General features: G+C 70.2%; 20 protein-coding genes and 1 pseudogene. 15 read left to right on the plus strand and 6 right to left on the minus strand.

Going from position 1 to position 21,099, the window contains the following annotated elements:
* Positions 1–9: 9 nt before the first annotated feature.
* Both fdhD and Nocox_RS05680 read right to left on the minus strand, forming a co-directional pair.
* Complete coding sequence (fdhD, locus tag Nocox_RS05675) at positions 10–852, minus strand: formate dehydrogenase accessory sulfurtransferase FdhD (protein ID WP_020545782.1); 843 nt, start codon at positions 850–852, stop codon at positions 10–12.
* Positions 849–3,053, minus strand: a complete 2,205-nt coding sequence (locus Nocox_RS05680) for an FdhF/YdeP family oxidoreductase (RefSeq protein ID WP_020545781.1) — start codon at positions 3,051–3,053, stop codon at positions 849–851. The genes fdhD and Nocox_RS05680 overlap by 4 nt, the downstream gene beginning before the upstream one ends.
* A gap of 152 nt (positions 3,054–3,205) precedes the next feature.
* Between Nocox_RS05680 and Nocox_RS05685 the strand changes: the two are divergent.
* The 11 genes and pseudogenes from Nocox_RS05685 to Nocox_RS05735 all read left to right on the plus strand — a co-directional run.
* Positions 3,206–4,219 (plus strand): annotated as a pseudogene (locus Nocox_RS05685) (RNA-guided endonuclease InsQ/TnpB family protein); the annotation flags it as partial.
* Positions 4,220–4,291: 72 nt separating this feature from the next.
* Positions 4,292–5,113, plus strand: coding sequence for a biotin--[acetyl-CoA-carboxylase] ligase (locus Nocox_RS05690; RefSeq protein WP_020546871.1), 822 nt, complete (start codon positions 4,292–4,294; stop codon positions 5,111–5,113).
* A gap of 46 nt (positions 5,114–5,159) precedes the next feature.
* Entirely contained in the window at positions 5,160–5,672 is a 513-nt protein-coding gene (locus Nocox_RS05695; protein WP_020546872.1) for a PH domain-containing protein, read from the plus strand.
* Positions 5,669–6,640 (plus strand): adenylate/guanylate cyclase domain-containing protein, encoded by a 972-nt coding sequence (locus tag Nocox_RS05700; RefSeq protein ID WP_020546873.1) that lies wholly within the window; start codon positions 5,669–5,671, stop codon positions 6,638–6,640. Before Nocox_RS05695 ends, Nocox_RS05700 begins: the two co-directional genes overlap by 4 nt.
* A gap of 15 nt (positions 6,641–6,655) precedes the next feature.
* Positions 6,656–7,744: an S-(hydroxymethyl)mycothiol dehydrogenase gene (locus Nocox_RS05705; protein WP_020546874.1), complete on the plus strand. Its 1,089-nt coding sequence runs from the start codon at positions 6,656–6,658 to the stop codon at positions 7,742–7,744.
* Positions 7,741–8,361, plus strand: coding sequence for an MBL fold metallo-hydrolase (locus Nocox_RS05710; protein WP_020546875.1), 621 nt, complete (start codon positions 7,741–7,743; stop codon positions 8,359–8,361). The genes Nocox_RS05705 and Nocox_RS05710 overlap by 4 nt, the downstream gene beginning before the upstream one ends.
* Before the next feature lie 120 nt (positions 8,362–8,481).
* Positions 8,482–8,658, plus strand: coding sequence for a (2Fe-2S)-binding protein (locus Nocox_RS05715; RefSeq protein WP_084685915.1), 177 nt, complete (start codon positions 8,482–8,484; stop codon positions 8,656–8,658).
* A 22-nt stretch (positions 8,659–8,680) separates the two neighbouring features.
* On the plus strand, positions 8,681–9,172 hold the full coding sequence (gene bfr, locus Nocox_RS05720) for a bacterioferritin (protein ID WP_020546876.1): 492 nt from the start codon (positions 8,681–8,683) through the stop codon (positions 9,170–9,172).
* A gap of 271 nt (positions 9,173–9,443) precedes the next feature.
* Complete coding sequence (locus Nocox_RS05725; RefSeq protein WP_343224402.1) at positions 9,444–10,238, plus strand: NAD-dependent epimerase/dehydratase family protein; 795 nt, start codon at positions 9,444–9,446, stop codon at positions 10,236–10,238.
* A gap of 118 nt (positions 10,239–10,356) precedes the next feature.
* Entirely contained in the window at positions 10,357–11,025 is a 669-nt protein-coding gene (locus tag Nocox_RS05730) for a response regulator transcription factor (RefSeq protein WP_012888073.1), read from the plus strand.
* A gap of 4 nt (positions 11,026–11,029) precedes the next feature.
* Positions 11,030–12,310, plus strand: a complete 1,281-nt coding sequence (locus tag Nocox_RS05735; RefSeq protein ID WP_020546878.1) for an ATP-binding protein — start codon at positions 11,030–11,032, stop codon at positions 12,308–12,310.
* On the opposite strand, the gene Nocox_RS05740 is transcribed toward Nocox_RS05735, so the two are convergent.
* Positions 12,294–12,776, minus strand: coding sequence for a GtrA family protein (locus tag Nocox_RS05740; protein WP_020546879.1), 483 nt, complete (start codon positions 12,774–12,776; stop codon positions 12,294–12,296). The genes Nocox_RS05735 and Nocox_RS05740 overlap by 17 nt on opposite strands.
* Before the next feature lie 349 nt (positions 12,777–13,125).
* On the opposite strand from Nocox_RS05740, the gene Nocox_RS05745 reads away from it, so the two are divergent.
* Positions 13,126–14,238: a 5-(carboxyamino)imidazole ribonucleotide synthase gene (locus Nocox_RS05745; protein WP_246649836.1), complete on the plus strand. Its 1,113-nt coding sequence runs from the start codon at positions 13,126–13,128 to the stop codon at positions 14,236–14,238.
* A gap of 85 nt (positions 14,239–14,323) precedes the next feature.
* Positions 14,324–14,800, plus strand: coding sequence for a 5-(carboxyamino)imidazole ribonucleotide mutase (purE, locus tag Nocox_RS05750; protein ID WP_051112759.1), 477 nt, complete (start codon positions 14,324–14,326; stop codon positions 14,798–14,800).
* Positions 14,801–15,636: 836 nt separating this feature from the next.
* Here the strand turns inward: purE and Nocox_RS05755 are convergent.
* Complete coding sequence (locus Nocox_RS05755; protein WP_033411094.1) at positions 15,637–16,950, minus strand: UDP-glucose dehydrogenase family protein; 1,314 nt, start codon at positions 16,948–16,950, stop codon at positions 15,637–15,639.
* A gap of 126 nt (positions 16,951–17,076) precedes the next feature.
* Here Nocox_RS05755 and Nocox_RS05760 point away from each other — a divergent pair, with 126 nt between their 5' ends.
* Together Nocox_RS05760 and Nocox_RS05765 are read left to right on the plus strand one after the other, a co-directional pair.
* A complete protein-coding gene (locus Nocox_RS05760; protein ID WP_020546885.1) occupies positions 17,077–18,240 on the plus strand; it encodes an acyl-CoA dehydrogenase family protein in 1,164 nt (387 codons plus the stop codon).
* Between the two features lie 129 nt (positions 18,241–18,369).
* Positions 18,370–18,993, plus strand: coding sequence for a DUF4240 domain-containing protein (locus Nocox_RS05765; RefSeq protein WP_020546886.1), 624 nt, complete (start codon positions 18,370–18,372; stop codon positions 18,991–18,993).
* A 413-nt stretch (positions 18,994–19,406) separates the two neighbouring features.
* On the opposite strand, the gene Nocox_RS05770 is transcribed toward Nocox_RS05765, so the two are convergent.
* Both Nocox_RS05770 and Nocox_RS05775 read right to left on the minus strand, forming a co-directional pair.
* The gene (locus tag Nocox_RS05770; RefSeq protein WP_157383427.1) at positions 19,407–20,279 is read right to left on the minus strand and encodes a hypothetical protein; all 873 of its coding nucleotides are present in this window, start codon (positions 20,277–20,279) and stop codon (positions 19,407–19,409) included.
* Positions 20,280–20,727: 448 nt separating this feature from the next.
* Positions 20,728–21,045: a hypothetical protein gene (locus Nocox_RS05775; protein WP_026215106.1), complete on the minus strand. Its 318-nt coding sequence runs from the start codon at positions 21,043–21,045 to the stop codon at positions 20,728–20,730.
* Between the last annotated feature and the right edge of the window lie 54 nt (positions 21,046–21,099).

The raw sequence follows: 21,099 nt of genomic DNA on the forward strand, positions 1-21,099 counted from the left end.
CGGAACGCTTCATTCCACCAAGATGCGCTCCCCGCCCGCGTACACGTTGCACCGCTCCCCGCGCAGGAACCCGACCAGCGTGATCCCGAACTCCCTGGCCACATCCACCGCCAGCGACGACGGCGCCGAGACCGCGCACACCACCGGCACGCCCGCCGCCAGCGCCTTCTGCATGATCTCGTAGCTGGCCCGGCCGCTCACCACCAGCACGTGCCCGGCCAGCGGCAGCCGGCCGCCCAGCGCGGCCCAGCCGGTCAGCTTGTCCACGGCGTTGTGGCGGCCCACGTCCTCGCGGACCGCCACCGGCTCGCCCGCCGCCGTGAACAGGCCGGCCGCGTGCAGCCCGCCGGTCTTGCCGAACACGCCCTGCCCGCGCCGCAGCGCGTCGGGCAGGGCGTACAGGACGCCGGGGGTGAGCCGCAGCTCGTCCCCGGGCAGCGGCCGGCAGCGGTCGTGCAGGGCGTCGAGGCCGGCCGAGCCGCACACGCCGCACGCGCTGGAGGTGACGAAGTGCCGCTCCAGCGCGGGCAGGTCGGGAACGGCGCCGCGCAGCCGCACGGTGACGGTGTTGTAGCGGGCCTCCGGCGGCAGGTCCTCGTCCGTGCAGTACGCGATCGACGCGATGTCCCCCGGCCCGGCCAGCCCCTCACCGTGCAGGAAACCCGCGGCCAGCTCGAAGTCGTGGCCGGGCGTGCGCATGGTGATCGCGACGGTCCGCTGCTCGCCGCCGGCCCCGGTGACCCGGATCTCCAGCGGCTCCTCGGTGGCCAGATCGTCGCGGCGCTCCCGGACCGCCGAGCCGTTGAGCTCGCGGATCCGGGCGCGCGTCGTCGGGCCGGGCCGGGTCTTCACAACGCCCGCACGGTGACGAGGGCGTTGTAGTCGGGGATGCGCGCCTCGGGCGAGCGGCGGCTCTCGTCCAGCAGCACGTTGCCCTCCGGCCAGTGGACCTGGAGGTTGCCCGGCTGCAGCGGGGCCCGCAGCACCCTCCCCTCGTACGTCCGCTCGCCCGAGCGCAGCTCGACCCGCGCGCCGTCGGCCAGGCCGAGGCGGTCGGCGTCGTACGCGCTCATCAGCACCGCCTCGCGCGTCGCCCCGTTGAAGCCGTCGCGCCGCTCGTGGACCATGCTGTTGAACTGCTTGCCGCGCCGCGTCGCCACCATGAACGTCCCGTCGGGCCGCTCCAGCGCGGGCAGCGTGACGGCGGAGAACCGGCCGCGCCCGTCGGGCGTCTGGAAGCTGCCGTCGGCGAACAGGTGCCGCCCGCCGTACTGCACGTTGTCGCCGAAGCGGGAGAGGCCCGCGATGCCCGCGTAGAACGGCACCGCCCGCTCGATCTCGGCCCGGATCTGCGGCGTCCCGGTGAACCTGACCCGGTCCGCGACCTCGGGCCGCACCCGGGAGGCCAGCTCCGTGAAGATCTTCCACTCCGGCCACGCCTCGCCGACGCGCGGCCCCTCCACCTCGGGGGAGAAGATGATCCGCCGCTCGGTGGAGGTCTCGGTCACGCCGCCGACCATCTCGTAGCGCGTCTGGGCGGGCAGCAGCAGCACGTCGCCCGCCCCCGGCACCAGCATCTGCGACGACAGCACGATGTCCACGTGGACGCGGAGCGGCAGCCGTTCCAGCGCCTCCCGGCAGTAGGCCGGGTCCGGCAGCACCTCCAGGAAGTTGCCGCCGGAGGAGATCAGCGCGTCCAGCTCGCCCCGGTGGGCGGCGTCGATCATGTCGGTGGCGGTCAGGCCGGGGGAGCCGGGCACCTCGAAGCCCCACAGCTCGGTGAACCGGGCCGCGTTCTCCGGGGTGACGGGCAGGCCGCCGGGCAGGCCGGTCGCGTACGCGCCCATCTCGGCCCCGCCCTGCACCCCGCTGTGCCCGCGGATGGGCATCAGTCCGCAGTGGTCACGCCCGAGGAAGCCGCGGGCGAGAGCCAGGTTGACGATCGCGCGGACGTTGTCCTCGCCGTAGGCGTGCTGGGTGATGCCCATCGACCACACGAGCACGGCCGAGCGGGCCTCGCCGAGCAGCCGCGCCAGGCGGAGCATGTCGTCCCTGGAGGCCCCGGACAGCGCCTCCAGCTCCTCCCACGACTGCTCGGCGACGGCCCGGCAGGCGTCCTCGAAGCCGGTCGTCCGCTCCTCGACGAACTCCTTGTCCACCCAGCCGTTCTCGACCAGGTGCTTGAGCACGCCGTTGAGGAAGCCGATGTCGCCGCCGACGTTCACGCCGAAGAACTCGTCGGTGATCTTCGTGCCGAAGACCGCGGACTCGGCGTTGGACGGCACCCAGTAACGTTCCATTCCCGGCTCGCGGTAGGTGTTGACCATGGCGATCCGGGTGCCGGCCTTCTTGGCGTGGTAGAGGTACTTCATCGCGACCGGCTGGTTGTTCGACGGGTTGGAGCCCACGAAGACGATGAGGTCCGAGCCGATCCAGTCGGTGTAGGAGCAGGTCGTGGCCGCCGCGCCGATGGTCTCCTTGAGCGCGACCGTCGAGGGCGAGTGGCAGATGCGGGCGGCGTTGTCGACGTTGTTGCTGCCGAGCGCGCGCACCGCCTTCTGGGCCGCGTAGTAGTTCTCGTTGGGCACGCCGCGGCTGGTCAGGTAGGTGCCGGACCGCTTGCCGCGCAGCCCGTCCGCCGCCACGCGCAGCGCCTCGTCCCAGGACACGCGGGTGAACCCGGGCTCGCCGGCCCGCCGCAGCATCGGGTAGGGCAGCCGCCCCAGCTCCCGCAGCTCGGCGCTGCGCCGCCCGGCGAGCGCGGAGACGTCGCCCAGCAGCGAGACGTCCAGGGCGGGCATGGTGTTGAGCGGCAGCAGCCGCAGCCGGATGTTGCACAGGTGGATCTCGTTCATGGTCCAGTCGCGCATGCCCTGCGTGCCCAGGGCGCACCCGTCGCAGGTGCCCTGGTTGAGGATGCGCAACGCGTAGCGTCTGTTCCCCTTGACCGACTTGAACGCCTTCCACAGTTCCAGGTAATTGTTCGGCTTGCGCAACCCCAGGCCGAACGGCCGCCACGAGGCCCAGTTGCGCGGGTCCAGACGCTTGCTCATCAGATACCTCCGAGGAGACCCCCGCCTTCAGGCGGGGGAGGAATCGGACTCCTGCGGAGCAGGGCAGGAGCAGGCGATACGCCGTCAGGCGGACCGCCGTCATCTTTCTTAATCGGCCGGTGCGCGAGTGATCTCGCACCTAGGATCGAGGGGTGGCGCAGCTGGTGAAGCGGGCCTACAAGTACCGCTTCCATCCGACCCCCGAACAGGCCGAACAGCTTGTCCGGACGTTCGGCTGCGTACGCCTGGTCTACAACAAGGCTCTGGAGGAGCGGACCCGCGCCTACACGCTGGAAGGCCGCGGCGTCTCCTACACCGAGTCGTCGGCCGCGCTGACCGGGTGGAAGAAGACGCCGGAGCTGGCGTTTCTGTGTGAAGTGTCGTCGGTACCGCTCCAGCAGACGCTGCGGCACCTGCAAGCAGCGTTCGCGAACTTCTTCGCCAAACGGGCCGGGTACCCCACGTTCAAGTCCCGTAAGAGGTCGCGGGCGTCGGCTGAGTACACCCGCTCTGGGTTCCGCTGGCGGGATGGCCGGCTCACCCTGGCGAAGATGGATACACCATTGGACATCGTGTGGTCGCGTCCGCTGCCCGGAGGCGCTGAGCCGTCCACGGTCACGGTGTCCAGGGATGCGGCCGGGCGGTGGTTCGTGGTCCTCCTGGTCGAGGAGAAGATCGCGCCGTTGCCGCCGGTCGAGCAGTCGACGGGCCTGGACGCCGGTCTCACTGCCCTGCTCACGCTGTCGTGCGGCGAGCAGATCGCCAACCCGCGTCACGAGCGTCGCGAGCGGCGTAGCCTGACCAAGGCACAGCGGGCGCTGGCCCGTGCCATCTCCGATGCCGGCTGGCGGGAGCTGCGGCGCATGCTGGAGTACAAGACGGCCTGGTACGGCCGCACGCTGGTGGTCGTAGACCGTTTCTTTCCCTCCTCCAAGTTGTGCTCGGTCTGCGGGGCCCTGCAGGAGGAGATGCCGTTGAGCGTCCGTGAGTGGGTCTGTGCCTGTGGCGCGGTCCATGACCGCGAAGTGAACGCGGCCCAGAACATGCTGCTCGCCGCCGGGCTGGCGGAGAGCTGAAACGCCTGTGGAGCTGGTGTAAGACCTCAAGCGGGAGTCCTCCTCCCGGGCGGGCGATCGGCGGTGAAGCAGGAAGACCGGCCGGTGACGGCCGGAATCCCCCTCGTGCACGAGGGGGAGGATGTCAAATCGCCATCCTCTCTTCCTGCAAAGATAGGGTGCATGTCCGGATCGCGTTACTCCGACCTCGACCGTCCGCCGCTCTCGGAGGCGGCGCTCAACCGGGCGCTCGTCCGGCCGGGCGGCCTGTGGACGGGCGTCACCGTCGTGGAGAGCACCGGCTCCACGAACGCCGACCTCGCCGTGGCCGCCCAGGAGGGCGCGGAGGAGGGCGCGGTGCTGGTGGCCGAGGCGCAGGAGGCCGGCCGCGGCCGGCTCGGCCGGGTGTGGAACGCTCCGCCGCGCTCGGGGCTGACCTTCTCGGTCCTGCTCAGGCCCGAGGTGCCGGTGGCGGCGCAGGGCTGGCTGCCGCTGCTGTACGGCGTGGCCGCCGCCTCCGCCGTACGCCGCCTGGCCGAGGTGGACGTCCGCCTGAAGTGGCCCAACGACCTGCTCGTCGGCGAGCGCAAGCTGGCCGGCGTGCTGGCCGAGCGGGCCGGCGGCGGCGTGGTCGTCGGCATGGGGCTCAACGTGTCGCTGCGCCCCGCCGAGCTGCCGGTCGCCACCGCCACGTCGCTCGCCGTCGAGGAGGCGGCGTGCCTCGACCGCGATCCGCTGCTGCGGGCCGTCCTGCGCGAGGTCGAGGCCCACTATCGCGAGTGGACGGCGGCGGGCGGCGACGCCGAGGCGTGCGGGCTGCGCTCCGCCTACCTCGCCGCCAGCGCCACCGTCGGCCGTCAGGTCAGGGTTGAGCTGCCCGGCGGGTCGGCGCTGACCGGCCGGGCGAGCGGCGTCGACCACTCCGGCTGCCTCCAGGTCGAGGGGCCGGACCGGCTCCACACGCTGAGCGCCGGCGACGTCGTGCACGTGCGCCCCGCGGAATGAGGCGTCGGCGTGGCTCCCGGGCGGCGTTGGTGGCACGATTTGGGCCATGACCCTTCCCGACCACCATCTGACGCAGGGTGAGCGGCGGATCCGGTCCTTCCACCCCCACTGGAAGCGGCTCATCGGACCGGCCGTCGCGCTCGTGCTCATCGCCGCCGCCTCCGGCGCGGCGCTGTGGTTCATCCCCCCGGACTGGGAGTTCGCTCTCTACGCCAGGGCCGCCGTCGCCGTCATCGCGCTGATCCTGCTGACGATCTGGTCGTTCACGCCCTATCTGCGCTGGAAGAACACCGCGTACGTGCTCACCACCCACCGCTTCACGATCAGCCGTGGCGTGCTCAACAAGTCCACCGACGAGATCCCGATCGCCAAGGTCAACACGGTCAGCTCCGACCAGACCCTGGTGGAGCGCATGCTCGGCTGCGGCACCCTGACCGTCGAGTCCGCGAGCGACCGGGGCGAGATCGTGCTGCGCGACATCCCCCACATCCAGGACGTCCGCCATGACCTGTTCCGGCTCGTCGAGGACGCCTCGGACGGCGAGATCGACGGCCGTTGAGCAGCCAGGGGCGGCCGACGGCCGAGGAGGTCGAGCGCCTGCTCCTCGGCCTGCCGCCGCGCCACACGCGGGCCGGGGTCGCGGAGCTGAGCGGCGTGCCGCAGGAGCTCGCCGCCCGCATCTGGCGGGCGCTCGGCTTCGCCCAGCGCGCCGACGACGCCGTCGCGTTCACCGACGCCGACGTCGAGGCGCTGCGCCGGGTCCGCCACCTGCTCGACACCGGCCTGCTGGACGAGGAGACGGTCGTGCGCATGGCCCGCGCGCTCGGCCAGACCACGGCCCGCCTCGCGCAGTGGCAGGCCGAGATCATGACGAGCGCGATGCTGCCGCCGGAGCCCGCCGACGACGACCTCGCCAGGATGCTCGACGCCACGCGCGGCCTGCTGCCCGACTTCGAGCGGGTGCTCGTCCACGTCTGGCGGGCCCAGCTCGCCGCGGCCGGCACCCGGCTGCTGGCCCTCGCCGACCTCAGCGACGAGCCGCTGCTCACGCGGGTGCCGATGGCCGTGGGCTTCGCCGACCTCGTCTCCTTCACCAGCCGCTCCCGCGAGCTGGACGAGCGGGAGCTGGCCGCGCTGGTGGAGGGGTTCGAGTCGCGGGCCTCCGACGTGGTGGCCTCGCACGGCGCGCGGCTGGTCAAGACGCTGGGCGACGAGGTGCTGTTCACCGCGCCGGGCGCGGCCCAGGCCGCCGCCATCGCGCTCGACCTCGTGGAGGCCGACGAGCTGCGGATCGGGCTGGCGTACGGGCCGGTCGTGCCGATGATGGGCGACGTGTTCGGCACCACGGTCAACCTGGCCGCCCGGCTCACGGCGATCGCCCACCCCGGCGCCGTGCTCGTGGACGCCGCGCTCGCCGCCGAGCTGGGCGACCGGCCGCGCGGCCTCGCCCTGCACCGGATCAGGAAACGCCCGGCCAGGGGCCTCGGCGTGGTGCAGCCCTATGTCTTGCGGAGATCATCCTCCTGACACAAGATGGCTGGCATGCCGTACGAAGTGCAGGGCGTCGTCGCCCGGGGCAAGGGCCAGGAAGTCTCACTCGAAACCGTCGTCGTCCCCGACCCCGGACCGGGCGAGGCCGTCGTCGACGTGCAGGCCTGCGGGGTCTGTCACACCGACCTGCACTACCGGGAGGGCGGGATCAGCGACGACTACCCGTTCCTGCTCGGTCATGAGGCGGCGGGGGTCGTCGAGGCGGTCGGCGAGGGCGTGACCGAGGTCGCGCCCGGCGACTTCGTGATCCTCAACTGGCGGGCGGTGTGCGGCCAGTGCCGGGCCTGCCTGCGCGGGCGTCCCTGGTACTGCTTCAACACCCACAACGCCCGGCAGAGGATGACGCTCAAGGACGGCACCGAGCTGTCGCCGGCGCTCGGCATCGGCGCGTTCCTGGAGAAGACGCTGGTGGCCGCGGGCCAGTGCACGAAGGTCTCGGCCGAGGCTCCCGCGCAGGTCGCGGGCCTGCTCGGCTGCGGTGTCATGGCGGGGCTCGGCGCGGCGATCAACACCGGCGGCGTCACCCGCGGCGACAGCGTGGCGGTGATCGGCTGCGGCGGCGTCGGCGACGCGGCCGTGCTCGGCGCCTCGCTGGCTGGTGCGTCCAAGATCATCGCGGTGGACGTGGACGAGCGCAAGCTGGAGTGGGCGCGCGGCTTCGGCGCCACGGACACGGTCAACTCGCGGGAGAACGACCCGGTCGAGGCGATCCGCGAGCTGACCGGCGGGTTCGGCGCGGACGTCGTCATCGAGGCGGTCGGCCGGCCGGAGACCTACGAGCAGGCGTTCTACGCCCGTGACCTGGCCGGGACCGTGGTCCTGGTCGGCGTGCCGACTCCGGAGATGCGCATCGACCTGCCGCTGCTGGACGTGTTCGGCCGCGGCGGCGCGCTGAAGTCCTCCTGGTACGGCGACTGCCTGCCGAGCCGCGACTTCCCGATGCTCATCGACCTGTTTCTGCAGAACCGGCTGCCGCTGGACAAGTTCGTCTCCGAGACCATCGCGCTCGACCAGGTGGAGGAGGCGTTCGCCAAGATGCACCGCGGCGAGGTGCTGCGTTCGGTGGTGACGTTCCAGTGATCGACCGGGTCATCACCTCCGGGACGTTCTCGCTGGACGGCGGCACCTGGGAGGTCGACAACAACGTCTGGCTGGTGGGCAACCACCGCGAGGTCGTCGTCATCGACGCCGCCCACGACGCCGAGGCGATCGCGGCGCGGGTCGGGGGGCGCGAGGTCAGGGCGATCGTGTGCACCCACGCGCACAACGACCACATCAACGCGGTCCGTGAGCTGGCCGAGCGCACCGGCGCCCCGATCCGGCTGCACCCGGCCGACCAGGTGCTGTGGGAGCAGGAGTACGGCGACAAGCTCGGCTACGAGCCGCTGGCCGACGGCGAGCGCGTCGAGGTGGGCGGCTGCGCCCTGGAGATCCTGCACACCCCCGGGCACTCGCCGGGCGCGGTGTGCGTCCACGGGCCCGAGCTGGGCGTGGTGTTCAGCGGCGACACGCTGTTCAAGGGCGGGCCGGGGGCGACCGGGCGGTCCTACTCGTCGTTCGAGACGATCATCGACTCGATCAGGAAGCGGCTGCTGACGCTGCCGCCGGAGACGGTGGTGCACACCGGCCACGGCGACTCGACCTCGATCGGCGCCGAGGCCCCGCATCTGGAGGAGTGGATCGCGCGCGGCCACTGACGATCACCGGGAGGTAGCTCACTGTGGCGGAGGTTACATAGGCAAGCCTAACCTCGGTGGGCTACTCTTAGGCGTGCCTAACCTAAGGCGCCCGTTCCCGTTGAGAGGCCATCCCCGGACATGTATGTGTGTGTTTGTCGTGCTGTGACAGAAAATGAGGTGCACGACTGCATCGCCGCCGGGGCGAAGAACGCGAAGCAGGTTCGCGACACCACTGGTGCGGGTGGTGACTGTGCCCGTTGTGTGCGGAAGATCTGTGCCATCCTGAAGCGGTCTGAGGAATTGACGACCGCATAGCCGGATAGCAGGGGGCCCCGTCATGCAGGGCGACAAGCAGATCATCGAACTGCTCAACGAGCAGCTGACCGCCGAGCTCACCGCCATCAACCAGTATTTCCTGCACTCCAAGATGCAGGAGAACTGGGGATACACGAAGCTGGCCGACCACACCCGCGACGAGTCCTTCGAGGAGATGCGGCACGCCGAGCGGCTGACCGACCGCATCCTCTTCCTGGAGGGGCTGCCCAACTACCAGCGGCTCGGCACCCTGCACATCGGGCAGACCGTCGAGGAGCAGCTGCACGCCGACCTGGAGGTCGAGCTGGGGGTCGTCGAGCGCCTGCGCCCGGCGATCGCGCTCATGCGCGAGAAGGGCGACATCACCTCGGCCAACATCTTCGAGGACATCCTCCGCGACGAGGAGGAGCACATCGACTACCTGGAGACCGAGCTCGGCCTGATCAACAGCCTCGGCATCCAGCTCTACCTGGCCCGTTACGCCAAGACGGAGCCCAAGGACAAGGAATTCTAGCCCGCCGAGTGGTTCGCCCGAATCTCCGCGAAGTGGCCCGCTCCGGGGGATCGTCCAGCTCCTAGGGTGGTCGGCATGACGAGCAAGAACGTTTCCGGCCTGCGGATCTTCCTGGCCGGCGGCGCGGGGGTGCTCGGCCGGCGCGTCATCCCGCTGCTGGTCGCGGCGGGACACACCGTGGTCGCCACCACCCGGCACGAGGCGCGTACGGGCCTGCTGCGCGACCTCGGCGCCACGCCCGCGCGCGTGGGACGTCCTCGACGCCCCGGCCCTGGCCGCGGCGGTCCGCGACTCGGGGGCGGACGTGGTCATGCACCAGCTCACCGACCTCGCCCACGGAGACCTGGCCGGCAACGCCGCGCTGCGCCGCGACGGCACCCGCAACCTGGTCGACGCCGCTCTCGCGGCCGGGGTGCGGCGGATCGTGGCGCAGAGCATCTGCTGGACGTACGTGCCGGGTGCGGGCCCCGCCCGCGAGGGCGAGCCCTTGGACCTCGGCGCGCCCGAGCCGCGCCGGACCACCGTCGCGGGCGTGGCCGCGCTGGAGTCGGCGGTGGCCGAACTGCCCGAATGGGTGGTGCTGCGTTACGGCCTGCTGTACGGGCCGGGCACCTGGTTCGAGCCCGGCGGCGCGCGCGCCGCCGAGGCGCGGGAGGGGAAGCTGGTGGCGAGCGCCGACGTGACCAGCTTCGTGCACGTGGACGACGCCGCGGCCGCCGCGCTGGCGGCCCTGGGCTGGCCGCCGGGCCCCGTCAACGTCTGTGACGACGAGCCCGCCGCCGGGCTCGACTGGGCGCCCGCCTTCTGCCGGGCGGTCGGCGCGCCGGCGCCGCCGGTGTCCGGCACGCCGGCGAACCCGGCCGCGCGGGGCGCGGACAACGGGCACGCGCGCGGCGACCTCGGCTGGACGCCCGCGTACCCGTCGTGGCGGGAGGGATTCGCGGCCCTCGCCGGGGATCGCGATATTCCGGACACCGGCTATTCTCGGCGATTCTCGGACAGCAGGGTTGGGCATTCCGGCGGCGGGCATGATGAGTCGATCCACTTTCGCCGGAAAGCGCGGTAGTTTAATCACGACCAGCCGCCTTTTAGTCGTGTTTGCCCAGGTCAATGGATAGGTCAACGACGAGTCAAACCGCGCGCTGGAGCCGGGAAACGATCGCTTAAGGTCCTACGATCGCTTTATGACCTGCGTACTTCTCGCCGAGGATGACACCTCGATCTCCGAGCCGCTCGCGCGCGCCCTGCGTCGCGAGGGCTATCAGGTCGAGGTGAGTCCCGATGGCCCGCAAGCCCTGGAGCGGGCCCTGTCGGGCGGCATCGATCTCATAGTTCTGGACCTTGGGCTGCCGGAGATGGACGGCCTGGAGGTGGCCCGCCGCATCCGCGCCGAGGGCCACGGGACCCCGGTCCTGATCCTCACGGCGCGCGTCGACGAGGTGGACACCGTCGTCGGCCTCGACGCCGGGGCCGACGACTACGTGACCAAGCCGTTCCGGCTGGCCGAGCTGCTGGCCCGGGTACGCGCCCTGCTGCGGCGCGGCACCTCCGAGACCCCGGTCGTGCAGGGGGTGCGCATCGACGCCGACTCCCGCCGCGCCTGGATGGGCGACAAGGAGCTGCACCTCACGACCAAGGAGTTCGACCTGCTGAGGGTGCTGGTCCGCGACGCGGGCAAGGTGGTCACCCGCGAGCAGATCATGCGCGAGGTGTGGGACACCAACTGGTGGGGCTCCACCAAGACCCTCGACATGCACATCTCCTGGCTGCGGCGCAAGCTCGGCGACGACGCCGCGAAACCGCGCTACATCACGACCGTCCGGGGAGTCGGCTTCCGGTTCGAACGCGAGTAGGCGGATGCGCCGTCGACTGCTCACCTCCACCCTGGTCGTCGCGGTCATCGCGGTCCTGTTGCTGGGGGTCCCCCTGGGCGTCGTGGTGAGCCGCCTGATCGTCGACGAGGCGGCTCAGGAGCTCGGGGCGGAAGCCAAACGTCTCGTGGGAGAGGTCGAGTACGCCCGCGTCCAGGAGACGCCGCTCGACCCTCAGCAACTGGAACAGAAATACCCGGGCAGATACATCCAGATCTGGGAACGCGGAACCCCCCTCCGGGTGACCGTCGTCGGCACCGCACCGGCGTCCGGTCACCTCATGACGGAGGACGCCCAGACCAACACCGGCGTCTACGTACGCATCAGCCGCGACCGCGACCAGGTCGAGCGGGACGTACGGGCCCGCCTGCTGCTCATCGTCGCCCTCGCCGTCGCCGCCCTGGCGGTGGCCGTGAGCCTGGCCGTCGTGCAGTCCCGCCGTCTGACGCTGCCCCTGCGGGACCTCGCGAAGATCGCCGAGCGGCTCGGATCGGGCGACGCGCGGCCGAGCAGGCACCGCTACGGCATCCCCGAGCTGGACCGCGTGGCCCAGGTGCTCGACCGCAGCGCGGCCCGCATCTCCGACCTGCTGACACGGGAACGCGAGTTCGCCACCGACGCCTCCCACCAGCTCCGCACGCCGCTCACCGGCCTCACCATGCGCCTGGAGGAGATCGTGGCCGCGGCCGACGAGCCGGAGGTCGTCCGCGAGGAGGGCGAGGCGGCGATCGTCCAGGCCGAACGGCTGACCGCGGTCATCGACGAGCTGCTGGCCGCGGCCCGCCGCCAGCGGCACGCCCAGGCCGAGCCGGTCGCCATCGACGAGGTGCTGATCCAGCAGGTGAGGGAGTGGGAGCCGGTGTTCAAGGACGCCCACCGCGAGCTGCGGCTGGAGGGGACGCGCGGGCTGAAGGCCCTCGCCACCACCGGCGGGTTCGGACAGGTGGTGGCCTCGCTGCTGGAGAACTCGCTGCGGCACGGCGGCGGCAGGGTCACCGTCACCAGCACCAGCGGCGACAACTACGTGGTCGTCGAGGTGGCGGACGAGGGTCCAGGCATCGCCGACGAGATCGCCCCCAAGATCTTCGAGCGGAACGTCAGCGGCGGCGGGGGCACCGGCCTCGGCCTCACCCTGGCGCGGGCGCTGGCCGCCGCGGACGGCGGGCGGCTGGAGCTGGTGCGGCGGCGGCCGGCGACGTTCGCCGTCTTCCTGCGGCCGGCCGAGGACGACGGCCGCGGCAACCGGGTGGTCAGCGGTCCTGCGTGACGCCCTGCTCGGGCAGCTCGACCGGAATGGGCTCGGTGGCCTCCAGGAACACCCACTTCTTGTAGGACCAGTAGCGGAAGAGGGTGCCGAGCCCCACGCCGACGATGTTGGCGATGTTGACCGACAGCGTGTCGTTGAGGCCGAGCGTGTAGGTGGTGAAGCCGATGGTCAGGATGCCCAGGAGCAGGGCGATGCCGTTGAGCAGGAAGAACAGGAAGTATTCGCGCCCGAGCCCGGTCTGCTCGCGGTGGCGGAAGGTCCAGTAGCGGTTGCCGAGATAGGCGAACGTGGTGGACACGACCGTCGCCACGAGCTTGGAGGTCAGCGGGCCCAGGCCGATCACGATGTGGCAGAAGTTGAGCAGGCCGGTGTCGATGACGAAGGCCACCGCGCCGATGCTGCCGAACTTGGCCAGCTCGTGGACCAGGGACGAGAACCGCTCGTAGAGGCGCTTGACGACTTCCACGGGTCTGTTTCGATCCCTTCTCGCTGCCGGGCTCTTCGCGGCCTGGCTTTTCGCTGCTCGTCAGCCGGGCTCGATCTGTCCAGCGTACCGGCCGGGTCGTAGGGCCGGTGTCAGACGGATGAACTTACCCGGTGACGGCGTATTCATGAAATATCCAGCGATGTTGGGCGTATTCATGACCTGAGGACTACCCTGCGAGGCGGGCCGCTGGGCGGCCGCGCCCGCGAGGGCACCCGGAACGGCCGCCCAGCGCCCCCTCTGCGGCGTGGGCCCGCAGACCGCTGGTCCGGACGTGCCGGTAAGCTCACCTGGCGTGAGTGCTTACCGCCCCATCGGTCCGGTCGTCGGCATCGTCGGCGCAGGTCAGCTGGCCAGGATGTCCCAGCCGCCCGCCATCGCGCTCGGCGTCGAGCTGCGGGTGCTGGCCAATGCCCCCGACGAGAGCGCCGCCCGCGTCATCGTCGACACGCGCATCGGCGACTACCGCGACCTCGACGTGCTGCGTGAGTTCGCGCAGGGCTGCGACGTGATCACGTTCGACCACGAGCACGTCCCCACCGAGCACATCGAGGCGCTCATCGCCGACGGCCACCCCGTGCACCCCGGCGCGGCGGCGCTCGTCCACGCCCAGGACAAGGCGGTCATGCGCGAGCGGCTCAGCGCCATCGGCGTGCCCTGCCCGGCCTGGGCGCGGGTGTCGTCCGCGGCCGACGTGACGGCCTTCGCCGAGCGGAACGGCTGGCCGGTCGTGCTCAAGGCGGTGCGCGGCGGCTACGACGGCCGCGGCGTGTGGGTGTGCCGTGACGAGGCCGAGGCCGAGGAGGCCATCGCGACGGGCGTGCCGCTCATGGCCGAGGCGTTCGTGCCGTTCGAACGGGAGCTGGCCGTCGTGGTGGCCCGCTCGCCGCACGGCCAGGGCGTCAGCTACCCGGTCGTCGAGACCGTCCAGCAGGACGGCATCTGCGTCGAGGTGCTCGCCCCCGCGCCCGACCTCGACCCCGAGCAGGCCGCGCAGGCCCAGCGCATCGGGCTCACCATCGCCCACGAGCTGGGCGTCACCGGGCTGCTGGCGGTCGAGCTGTTCCAGACCTCCTCCGGGCTCGTGGTCAACGAGCTGGCCATGCGCCCGCACAACAGCGGCCACTGGACGATCGAGGGCGCCCGCACCTCGCAGTTCGAGCAGCACCTGCGGGCCGTGCTCGACCTGCCGCTCGGCTCTCCCACGATGACCTCGCAGGTCGTCGTCATGGCCAACCTGCTCGGCGGCGACGACCCCGACCTGTTCAAGCGCTACGAGCACGTGCTCGCCCACGACCCCGGCATCAAGCTGCACTTCTACGGCAAGCAGGTGCGGCCGGGCCGCAAGATCGGCCACGTCACCGCGCTCGGCTCCAACCTCGACGAGGTCCGCGCCCGCGCCCGCCACGCCGCCGTCCACCTCATGACAGGGGAGTACACGTGAGTGAGCGCAGCGAACGAACCATCAGACACAGCATCGTGATCGTCACGTTGCCGACGAAGGAGGCAGCGTGACGATCGGGATCGTCATGGGGTCGGATTCCGACTGGCCGGTGATGAAGGCGGCGGCCGAGGCGGTCGCCGAGTTCGGGGTGCCGTTCGAGGCCGACGTCGTCTCCGCGCACCGCATGCCCACCGAGATGATCGACTACGGCCGGCAGGCCGCCTCCCGGGGGCTCCAGGTGATCATCGCCGGCGCCGGCGGGGCCGCGCACCTGCCCGGCATGCTGGCCTCCGTCACGCCGCTGCCGGTCATCGGGGTGCCGGTGCCGCTGAAACACCTCGACGGCATGGACTCCCTGCTGTCGATCGTCCAGATGCCGGCCGGGGTGCCGGTGGCGACGGTCGCGGTGGGCGGCGCGCGCAACGCCGGGCTGCTCGCCATCCGCATCCTCGCCGCCGCCGACCCCGCCCTGCGCGCGCGGATGGAGGAGTTCCAGCAGCGGCTGAAGGAGCAGGCGTACGCGAAGGGCGAGCGCCTGCGCGCCGAGGCCAAGGAGCTGTAGCCGGGACGTCCGCCGGGCTGTAGCCGGGGCGTGCGCCGGGCTGTGGCCGGAGCGGGCGACGAGCTGTAGCCGGAGTGGCCGCCAGCGGTTATCGTGCCGGGATGGACGCCGTGATCCGGGCGCACGCCGCCCGCGTCCGGGCCGCGGATCCGCTGGTCGCGGGCCAGGACGAGTTACGGGGCAAAGGCCACATCGAGGCACGTGACGCCGTCGGGCGGATCAGTGTCGAGCACATCGAGCCCGGCAGCATACGCGCCTCCTGGTCGCCCTCGGTGGTGCACCGCCTCCAGGCGCGCGTCGCGGGGCCGTCCCCCGAGGCGGCGCTCGGCGGGCTGCTGGACGCCTGGCTGGCCGGGATCCGGCTCGACGAGCAGGGGCAGTCGCTCACCGTGACCTGGCCCAGCCGCGACGTCGCGCCGGTGCGCGCGCTCGCCGCCCGCAACTTCGCCCCCGTCGTGGCCCAGGCGGTGCGCGCCGGGATCGCGGGAACGGCGCAGGGCGCGGGCGTCCGCCGGGTCACGCCCGACGACCTGGAGACCCTGGCCCGCCTGTACGAGCGCCTGGTGGCCTACGACGCCCACTTCGGCTGGGTGGCGGTGCGCGCCTCGACCGCCTCGCGGATCAGGGCGTTCCTGGCCTCGGAGGTCATGCCGACGGAGTGGTGCTGGCTGGCCGAGGGGACCGACGGCGCAGGGCGTGCGGACCATGCTGCTCCACCACGCCCTGCCGAACCCGCTCTCGACCCCGTTCTGGTCGCGCCGCGGCTACCGCCCGCTCTACACCCAGTGGGTACGCCACCTGGGGGTGTGACGGCGGCCCGGCCCTGCGCCCCGGCGTCAGGGGCGGCCGAGCGCCCGGTAGTGCCACCCCGCCGAACGCCACGTCTCGGCGTCCAGCGCGTTGCGCCCGTCCACGATGCGGCGGGCCGCGACGACCCCGCCGAGCTGCTCGGGGTCGAGCTCCACGAACTCCTGCCACTCGGTGAGCAGCAGCACCACGTGCGCGCCGCGCACCGCCTCGACGACCGACTCGCCGTAGCTGAGCTCGGGATGCGCCTTGCGGGCGTTGTCGAGCGCGATCGGGTCGTAGACGGTGACCCGGCCGCCCTGGCGGCCGATCGTCACGGCGACGTCCAGCGCCGGAGAGTCGCGGATGTCGTCGGAGTCCGGTTTGAACGCCGCCCCCAGCACCCCCACCACGCACCCGTGGAAGGATCCGCCCGCCAGCTCCCTGGCCAGGTCGACCATCCGGGCGCGGCGGCGCATGTTGATGGCGTCCACCTCGCGCAGGAACGTCAGCGCCTGGTCGGCCCCCAGCTCCCCGGCGCGGGCCATGAACGCCCGGATGTCCTTGGGCAGGCAGCCGCCGCCGAAGCCGAGCCCGGCGTTGAGGTAGCGCCCGCCGATGCGGTCGTCGTACGACAGCGCCTCCGACAGCTTCTGCACGTCGGCGTGGGCCGCCTCGCAGACCTCGGCCATGGCGTTGATGAAGGAGATCTTCGTGGCCAGGAACGCGTTCGCGGCGGTCTTGACCAGCTCGGCGGTGGCGAAGTCGGACACCACGATCGGGACGTCGCCCAGCGGCTCGTAGACCTCGCGCAGCACCTTCTCGGCCCGCTCGCTGCGCACGCCGAACACGAGCCGGTCGGGGCGCAGGGTGTCCTGGACGGCGTGGCCCTCGCGCAGGAACTCGGGGTTCCACGCCAGCTCGGCCAGGACCCCGGCCGGGGCGAGCCGGGCGAGCTTGTCGGCCAGGCGCTCGGCGGTGCCGACGGGGACGGTGGACTTGCCGACGACCAGGCACTCGCGATCGAGAAGCGGGGCGAGGGACTCGACGGCGGCGTCCATGAAGGAGACGTCGGCGGCGTACTCGCCGCGCTTCTGGGGGGTGCCGACGCAGATGAAGTGCACGTCGCCGAAGGCGGCGATGTCCTCGTAGGAGGTGGTGAAGCGCAGGCGCCCGGAGTCGAGGCCGCGGCGGAGCACGGGTTCGAGGCCCGGCTCGTGGATGGGGAGCTCGCCGCTGTTGAGCCGCAGGACCTTGTCGGCGTCGATGTCGAGGCCGAGGACCTCGCAGCCGAGGTCCGCCATGCAGGCCGCATGCGTGATCCCCAGGTATCCGGTCCCGATCACCGTGAGGCGATATGGCACGAGGGTGCTCCTTTCGATCGCGCACGCATGCTATCGGCCCCCCCGCTGCTCCGTACGTGCCACCTGTGTCTGGCCGCAAACCGTACCGGTTGGTAACAAGAAGCTCGGACGTCCTAGTATTTGAGCATGAGCTTCCCTCTGTACGCGCCGGCCGAAGAGCACGACATGCTCCGCGAGACGGTCCGAGCCCTGGCCGACGAGAAGATCGCCCCGCACGCCGCTGCGGCCGACGAGAACGAGGAGTTCTCCTGGGACGTCTACAAGGCGCTCGTCGCGGCCGACCTGCATGCCGTCCACGTGCCCGAGCAGTACGGGGGCGCGGGGGCCGACGCGCTGGCCACCGTGATCGTCATCGAGGAGGTGGCGCGCGCCTGCGCCTCGACCTCGCTGATCCCGGCGGTCAACAAGCTCGGCACCGTGCCGCTGCTGCTGTCGGCGTCGGAGGAGCTCAAGATGCGCTACCTGAAGCCGATGGCGCGGGGGGAGGCGATGTTCTCGTACGCGCTGTCGGAGCCCGAGGCCGGCTCGGACGCGGCGTCCATGAGGACGCGGGCGGTCGCGGACGGCGACTCCTACGTGCTCAACGGCACCAAGATGTGGATCACCAACGCGGGCGTCTCCGAGTACTACACGGTCATGGCCGTGACCGACCCCTCCGCCGGCGCGCGCGGCATCTCCGCCTTCGTCGTGGAAAAGTCTGACGAAGGCGTCTCCTTCGGCCCGAAGGAGCGCAAGCTCGGCATCAAGGGCTCGCCGACCCGCCAGGTCATCATGGACAACGTCCGCATCCCGGCCGACCGCATGATCGGCGCGCCCGGCACCGGCTTCAAGACCGCCCTCGCCACCCTGGACCACACCCGCATCACCATCGCCGCCCAGGCCCTCGGCATCGCCCAGGGGGCCCTCGACTACGCGATCGGGTACGTCAAGGAGCGCAAGCAGTTCGGCCGGCCGGTCGCCGACTTCCAGGGCGTGCAATTCATGCTCGCCGACATGGCGATGAAGCTGGAGGCGGCGCGGCAGCTCACGTACCACGCGGCGGCCAAGTCCGAGCGCGCCATGAACGGCGAGCCCCAGAAGGACCTCACGTTCCTGTCCAGCGCCGCCAAGTGCGCGGCCTCGGACGCGGCCATGGAGATCACGACGGACGCGGTGCAGCTGCTGGGCGGGTACGGGTACACGAAGGACTTCCCGGTGGAGCGCATGATGCGCGACGCCAAGATCACCCAGATCTACGAGGGCACCAACCAGATCCAGCGCATGGTCATGGCCCGCCAGCTCCTCAAGTAGACGTTGACGTGCGGAAACCCGGCGCTCCCCATGGGGTGGGCCGGGTTCGCCGAAGCGCCGGCCGATCATCGATCGCGGCCTGTTCCGTGATCTTTACGCGGCGGCTCAAGGGTGCGAGCATCACGCGGCATGGATGTCGATGAGTTCTGGGACCTGATCGAGCGTTCCGGACGCGAGACCGACACGAGGAGAACGCGTGTCGCGTGGTTGGTGGACGAGCTTTCTCGCCGACCGGCCGAAGAGATCATCGACTATGACGTCTGGTGGACGACGACTGCCAACCGCGGCTGCACCATCGATCTCTACGCGGCGTACTGGTGCGTGTTCGGTTCGGGCTCATTGGATGGCTTCGAGTACTTCGTGAGCTGGCTCATCAGTCTGGGGCGCGAGACGTTCGAGGCCGTCGCCGAGTGCCCAGATCGGCTGATCGAGCAGCCTCAGGTGCTTCGCCTGCTGGACCCGGTGGCTTTGTACGTCAACTTCATCAAGCGTGGGCCGCGGTATCCGGAGGAGACGTGGGAGGAGCATCCCGAGTTCGAGTCGTTGGCCTACGTGACGTACGAGGCTTATGAACGGGTGACCGGGAAGGACTCGGCCGCCCTCGGCGAAGCCGTGGCTGCTCGGGGCGTCTCAGGCGATTTTCCCCTGATCCCGGTGCTGGGCAGCGTTCCCCACGGAGAGCAGTGGGACTTCGACGATGAACGGGAATTGGCTCGCAGGCTCCCGCGGACAGCCCACTTCCGGGATTGGTGACGGGTCGCTCTACACCGGTGTGGCGGGCGGATGCGGGCGGAAGAACGCTCCGCGGGCGCGGTCATGAGAGTGCATTTCGTGAGGTGATGCCCCCTTTTGTCGTTGGGGTGGGGGTAGGTCGGCCGCCGGTCGGAGGTTCGCCGTTCGGGCTATGGGCGAGGCCGGGGGGTCAATCCCGACTCGGTCCCGACGAGGATGCCGCGGTCGGCCAGGCGTTTGAGCTTGGCGCGGACGTCCCGGGCATAGACTCGCGTACCGCACTCTCAAAGGCTCGCCGACATGGAAACGCATTGGCGATTCCAGCGGATGCCAGGACGTCGGACCGATCTGCAACTCGGACTCTCGATCCAGGACCAGAATATTACCCGCGATCGTCACCATGAAGCGCATGCGGATAGTTCAATAACGTGCGTTCAAGCAGGACTTTTCCGCCCTTTGGTGCCTGAGTGGATCCACCACGGATCCTCATCGGTACGACCGTGATTCCAGGTGAATGTCGATGAGTACTTTGGGGCGAAACCGGTAACCTTGAAGGGCTTTCCAGCGTCGGACTCGCGAATTCGATGAATGTGGCTCACTCCGCTGGAGACAACCTCCACCTCCAGCTCCCACTCATAGGTGAACCTGCCCGGGAAGGCAATGATCGTGAACACCGTCGGCGCCCCCTTCTTGAGAGGCTCCGACATCTCTTCAAAGTACGACGACGTCAGATCCTGCAGCGTGTTCCCCTCCTTCAGCCTTCTTGCGATCGGCAGTGGAGAGTCGAGCCTGATGCCGACCTGAACATTTTCGGCAGTACCTTGACCAGGCACTTCAAAAAGGGATCCGGACAGTACCGGGCTTCTTCTTAAGATTTTTGCCTGCATGCCGACCACGGTGACCGAACTCGTCAAGCCGCTCTCAATGACGACTTTGACAACCTGCCGCCCGGCAAGTGTAGCATTAGGCCCATTATGATAAATTTCGTCCTTCAGGTGAATCCCGACGGTCGGATCTACTTTTTTCTCCGTTGCCCCGGCCCACCAATCATCCAGACCTGTGACCGAGGCGTGTATCTTGAGCTCATCCGAAAATGCATTCTTGATGACAGGAGCTGAATCTGTCAGGGCGATCGTTATGGCGCTTCCCGCTGCCGCCACCGCCAGTCCGCACACGGTCGCCATAAATCCCTTAGCGCGGGAGGACGTCGCCTCTTCGGCTGAGCCTTGAGCGGACCTTGCTCCCGTAGCCGCCTTGGACGCGTTACGTCGTTTGCGTAATCGATTGGCCATCATCAAATCGTCCACGTTTCTTGAGTGACGTCTTGCCGTGCCGCCACATATGCCCTGTAGATTTATGCTGAGTCGGCAACCAGAACTGCACGCGAAGCCTCCCGGTTATCGGGATGGTAGATGATTTCGTGGATGATGGCTACATTCTTCAATCGCTTCTTGCAAGACAATTGGCTTATGTCCCCCCTGACCTGCAGAGATACCGCTAATGGCGCGAGACTCCTCAGACACGAGATCCGTGCCGGACGGCGCGGGGTCAGTGGTGACGCCTGTCGGCGGCCAGCTTGGTTGTTGCGCCGACTGTCGCCCCGGAAGGCTCGCCAATCCTGCACCCGTTTGATATCCGCCTCCAGCGTCACCCCGTCGATGCTCCCCAGGATTTCCTCCCGCATCTGGATGTACCGGTTTCGTGCCGGTTGGTATAGCCGCTCCCTAAGTGGTCCTACCCGTAAGTCCTGCGGGGTCAGTGGCTGAGGTAGAGATCGCAGGCGCAATCCAGGGCGTCTTGGGGCGTACCCGCCGACATGCCGGATGGCAGGATCTGATTCTCGTACCTGCCACTGCTGGCAAGGTAGAGCCCGAAGCCCCAGATGGACGCCGATCCGCCGTAACGGAGCCGGATGAGGGACAGCCGGTCTCCGTCGGCCAGTTCACCTTCGACGTAGGCGAACTGGCCGTGGTAGCGGACATGCACGTCTGCCAGCTGGGGCCAGCGGTCGCGGGCGTGCTGGCGTAGTCGCTGGGCCAGGGAGGTCTTGGTCGACTCCGGAATGGCGGGCATGAACCCTATCTTGCCGTCCGGCGTGTCGATCCCACCCCGGAAGGCGCACAGGAC

This window comes from Nonomuraea coxensis DSM 45129 (assembly GCF_019397265.1).
Lineage (GTDB): Bacteria > Actinomycetota > Actinomycetes > Streptosporangiales > Streptosporangiaceae > Nonomuraea > Nonomuraea coxensis.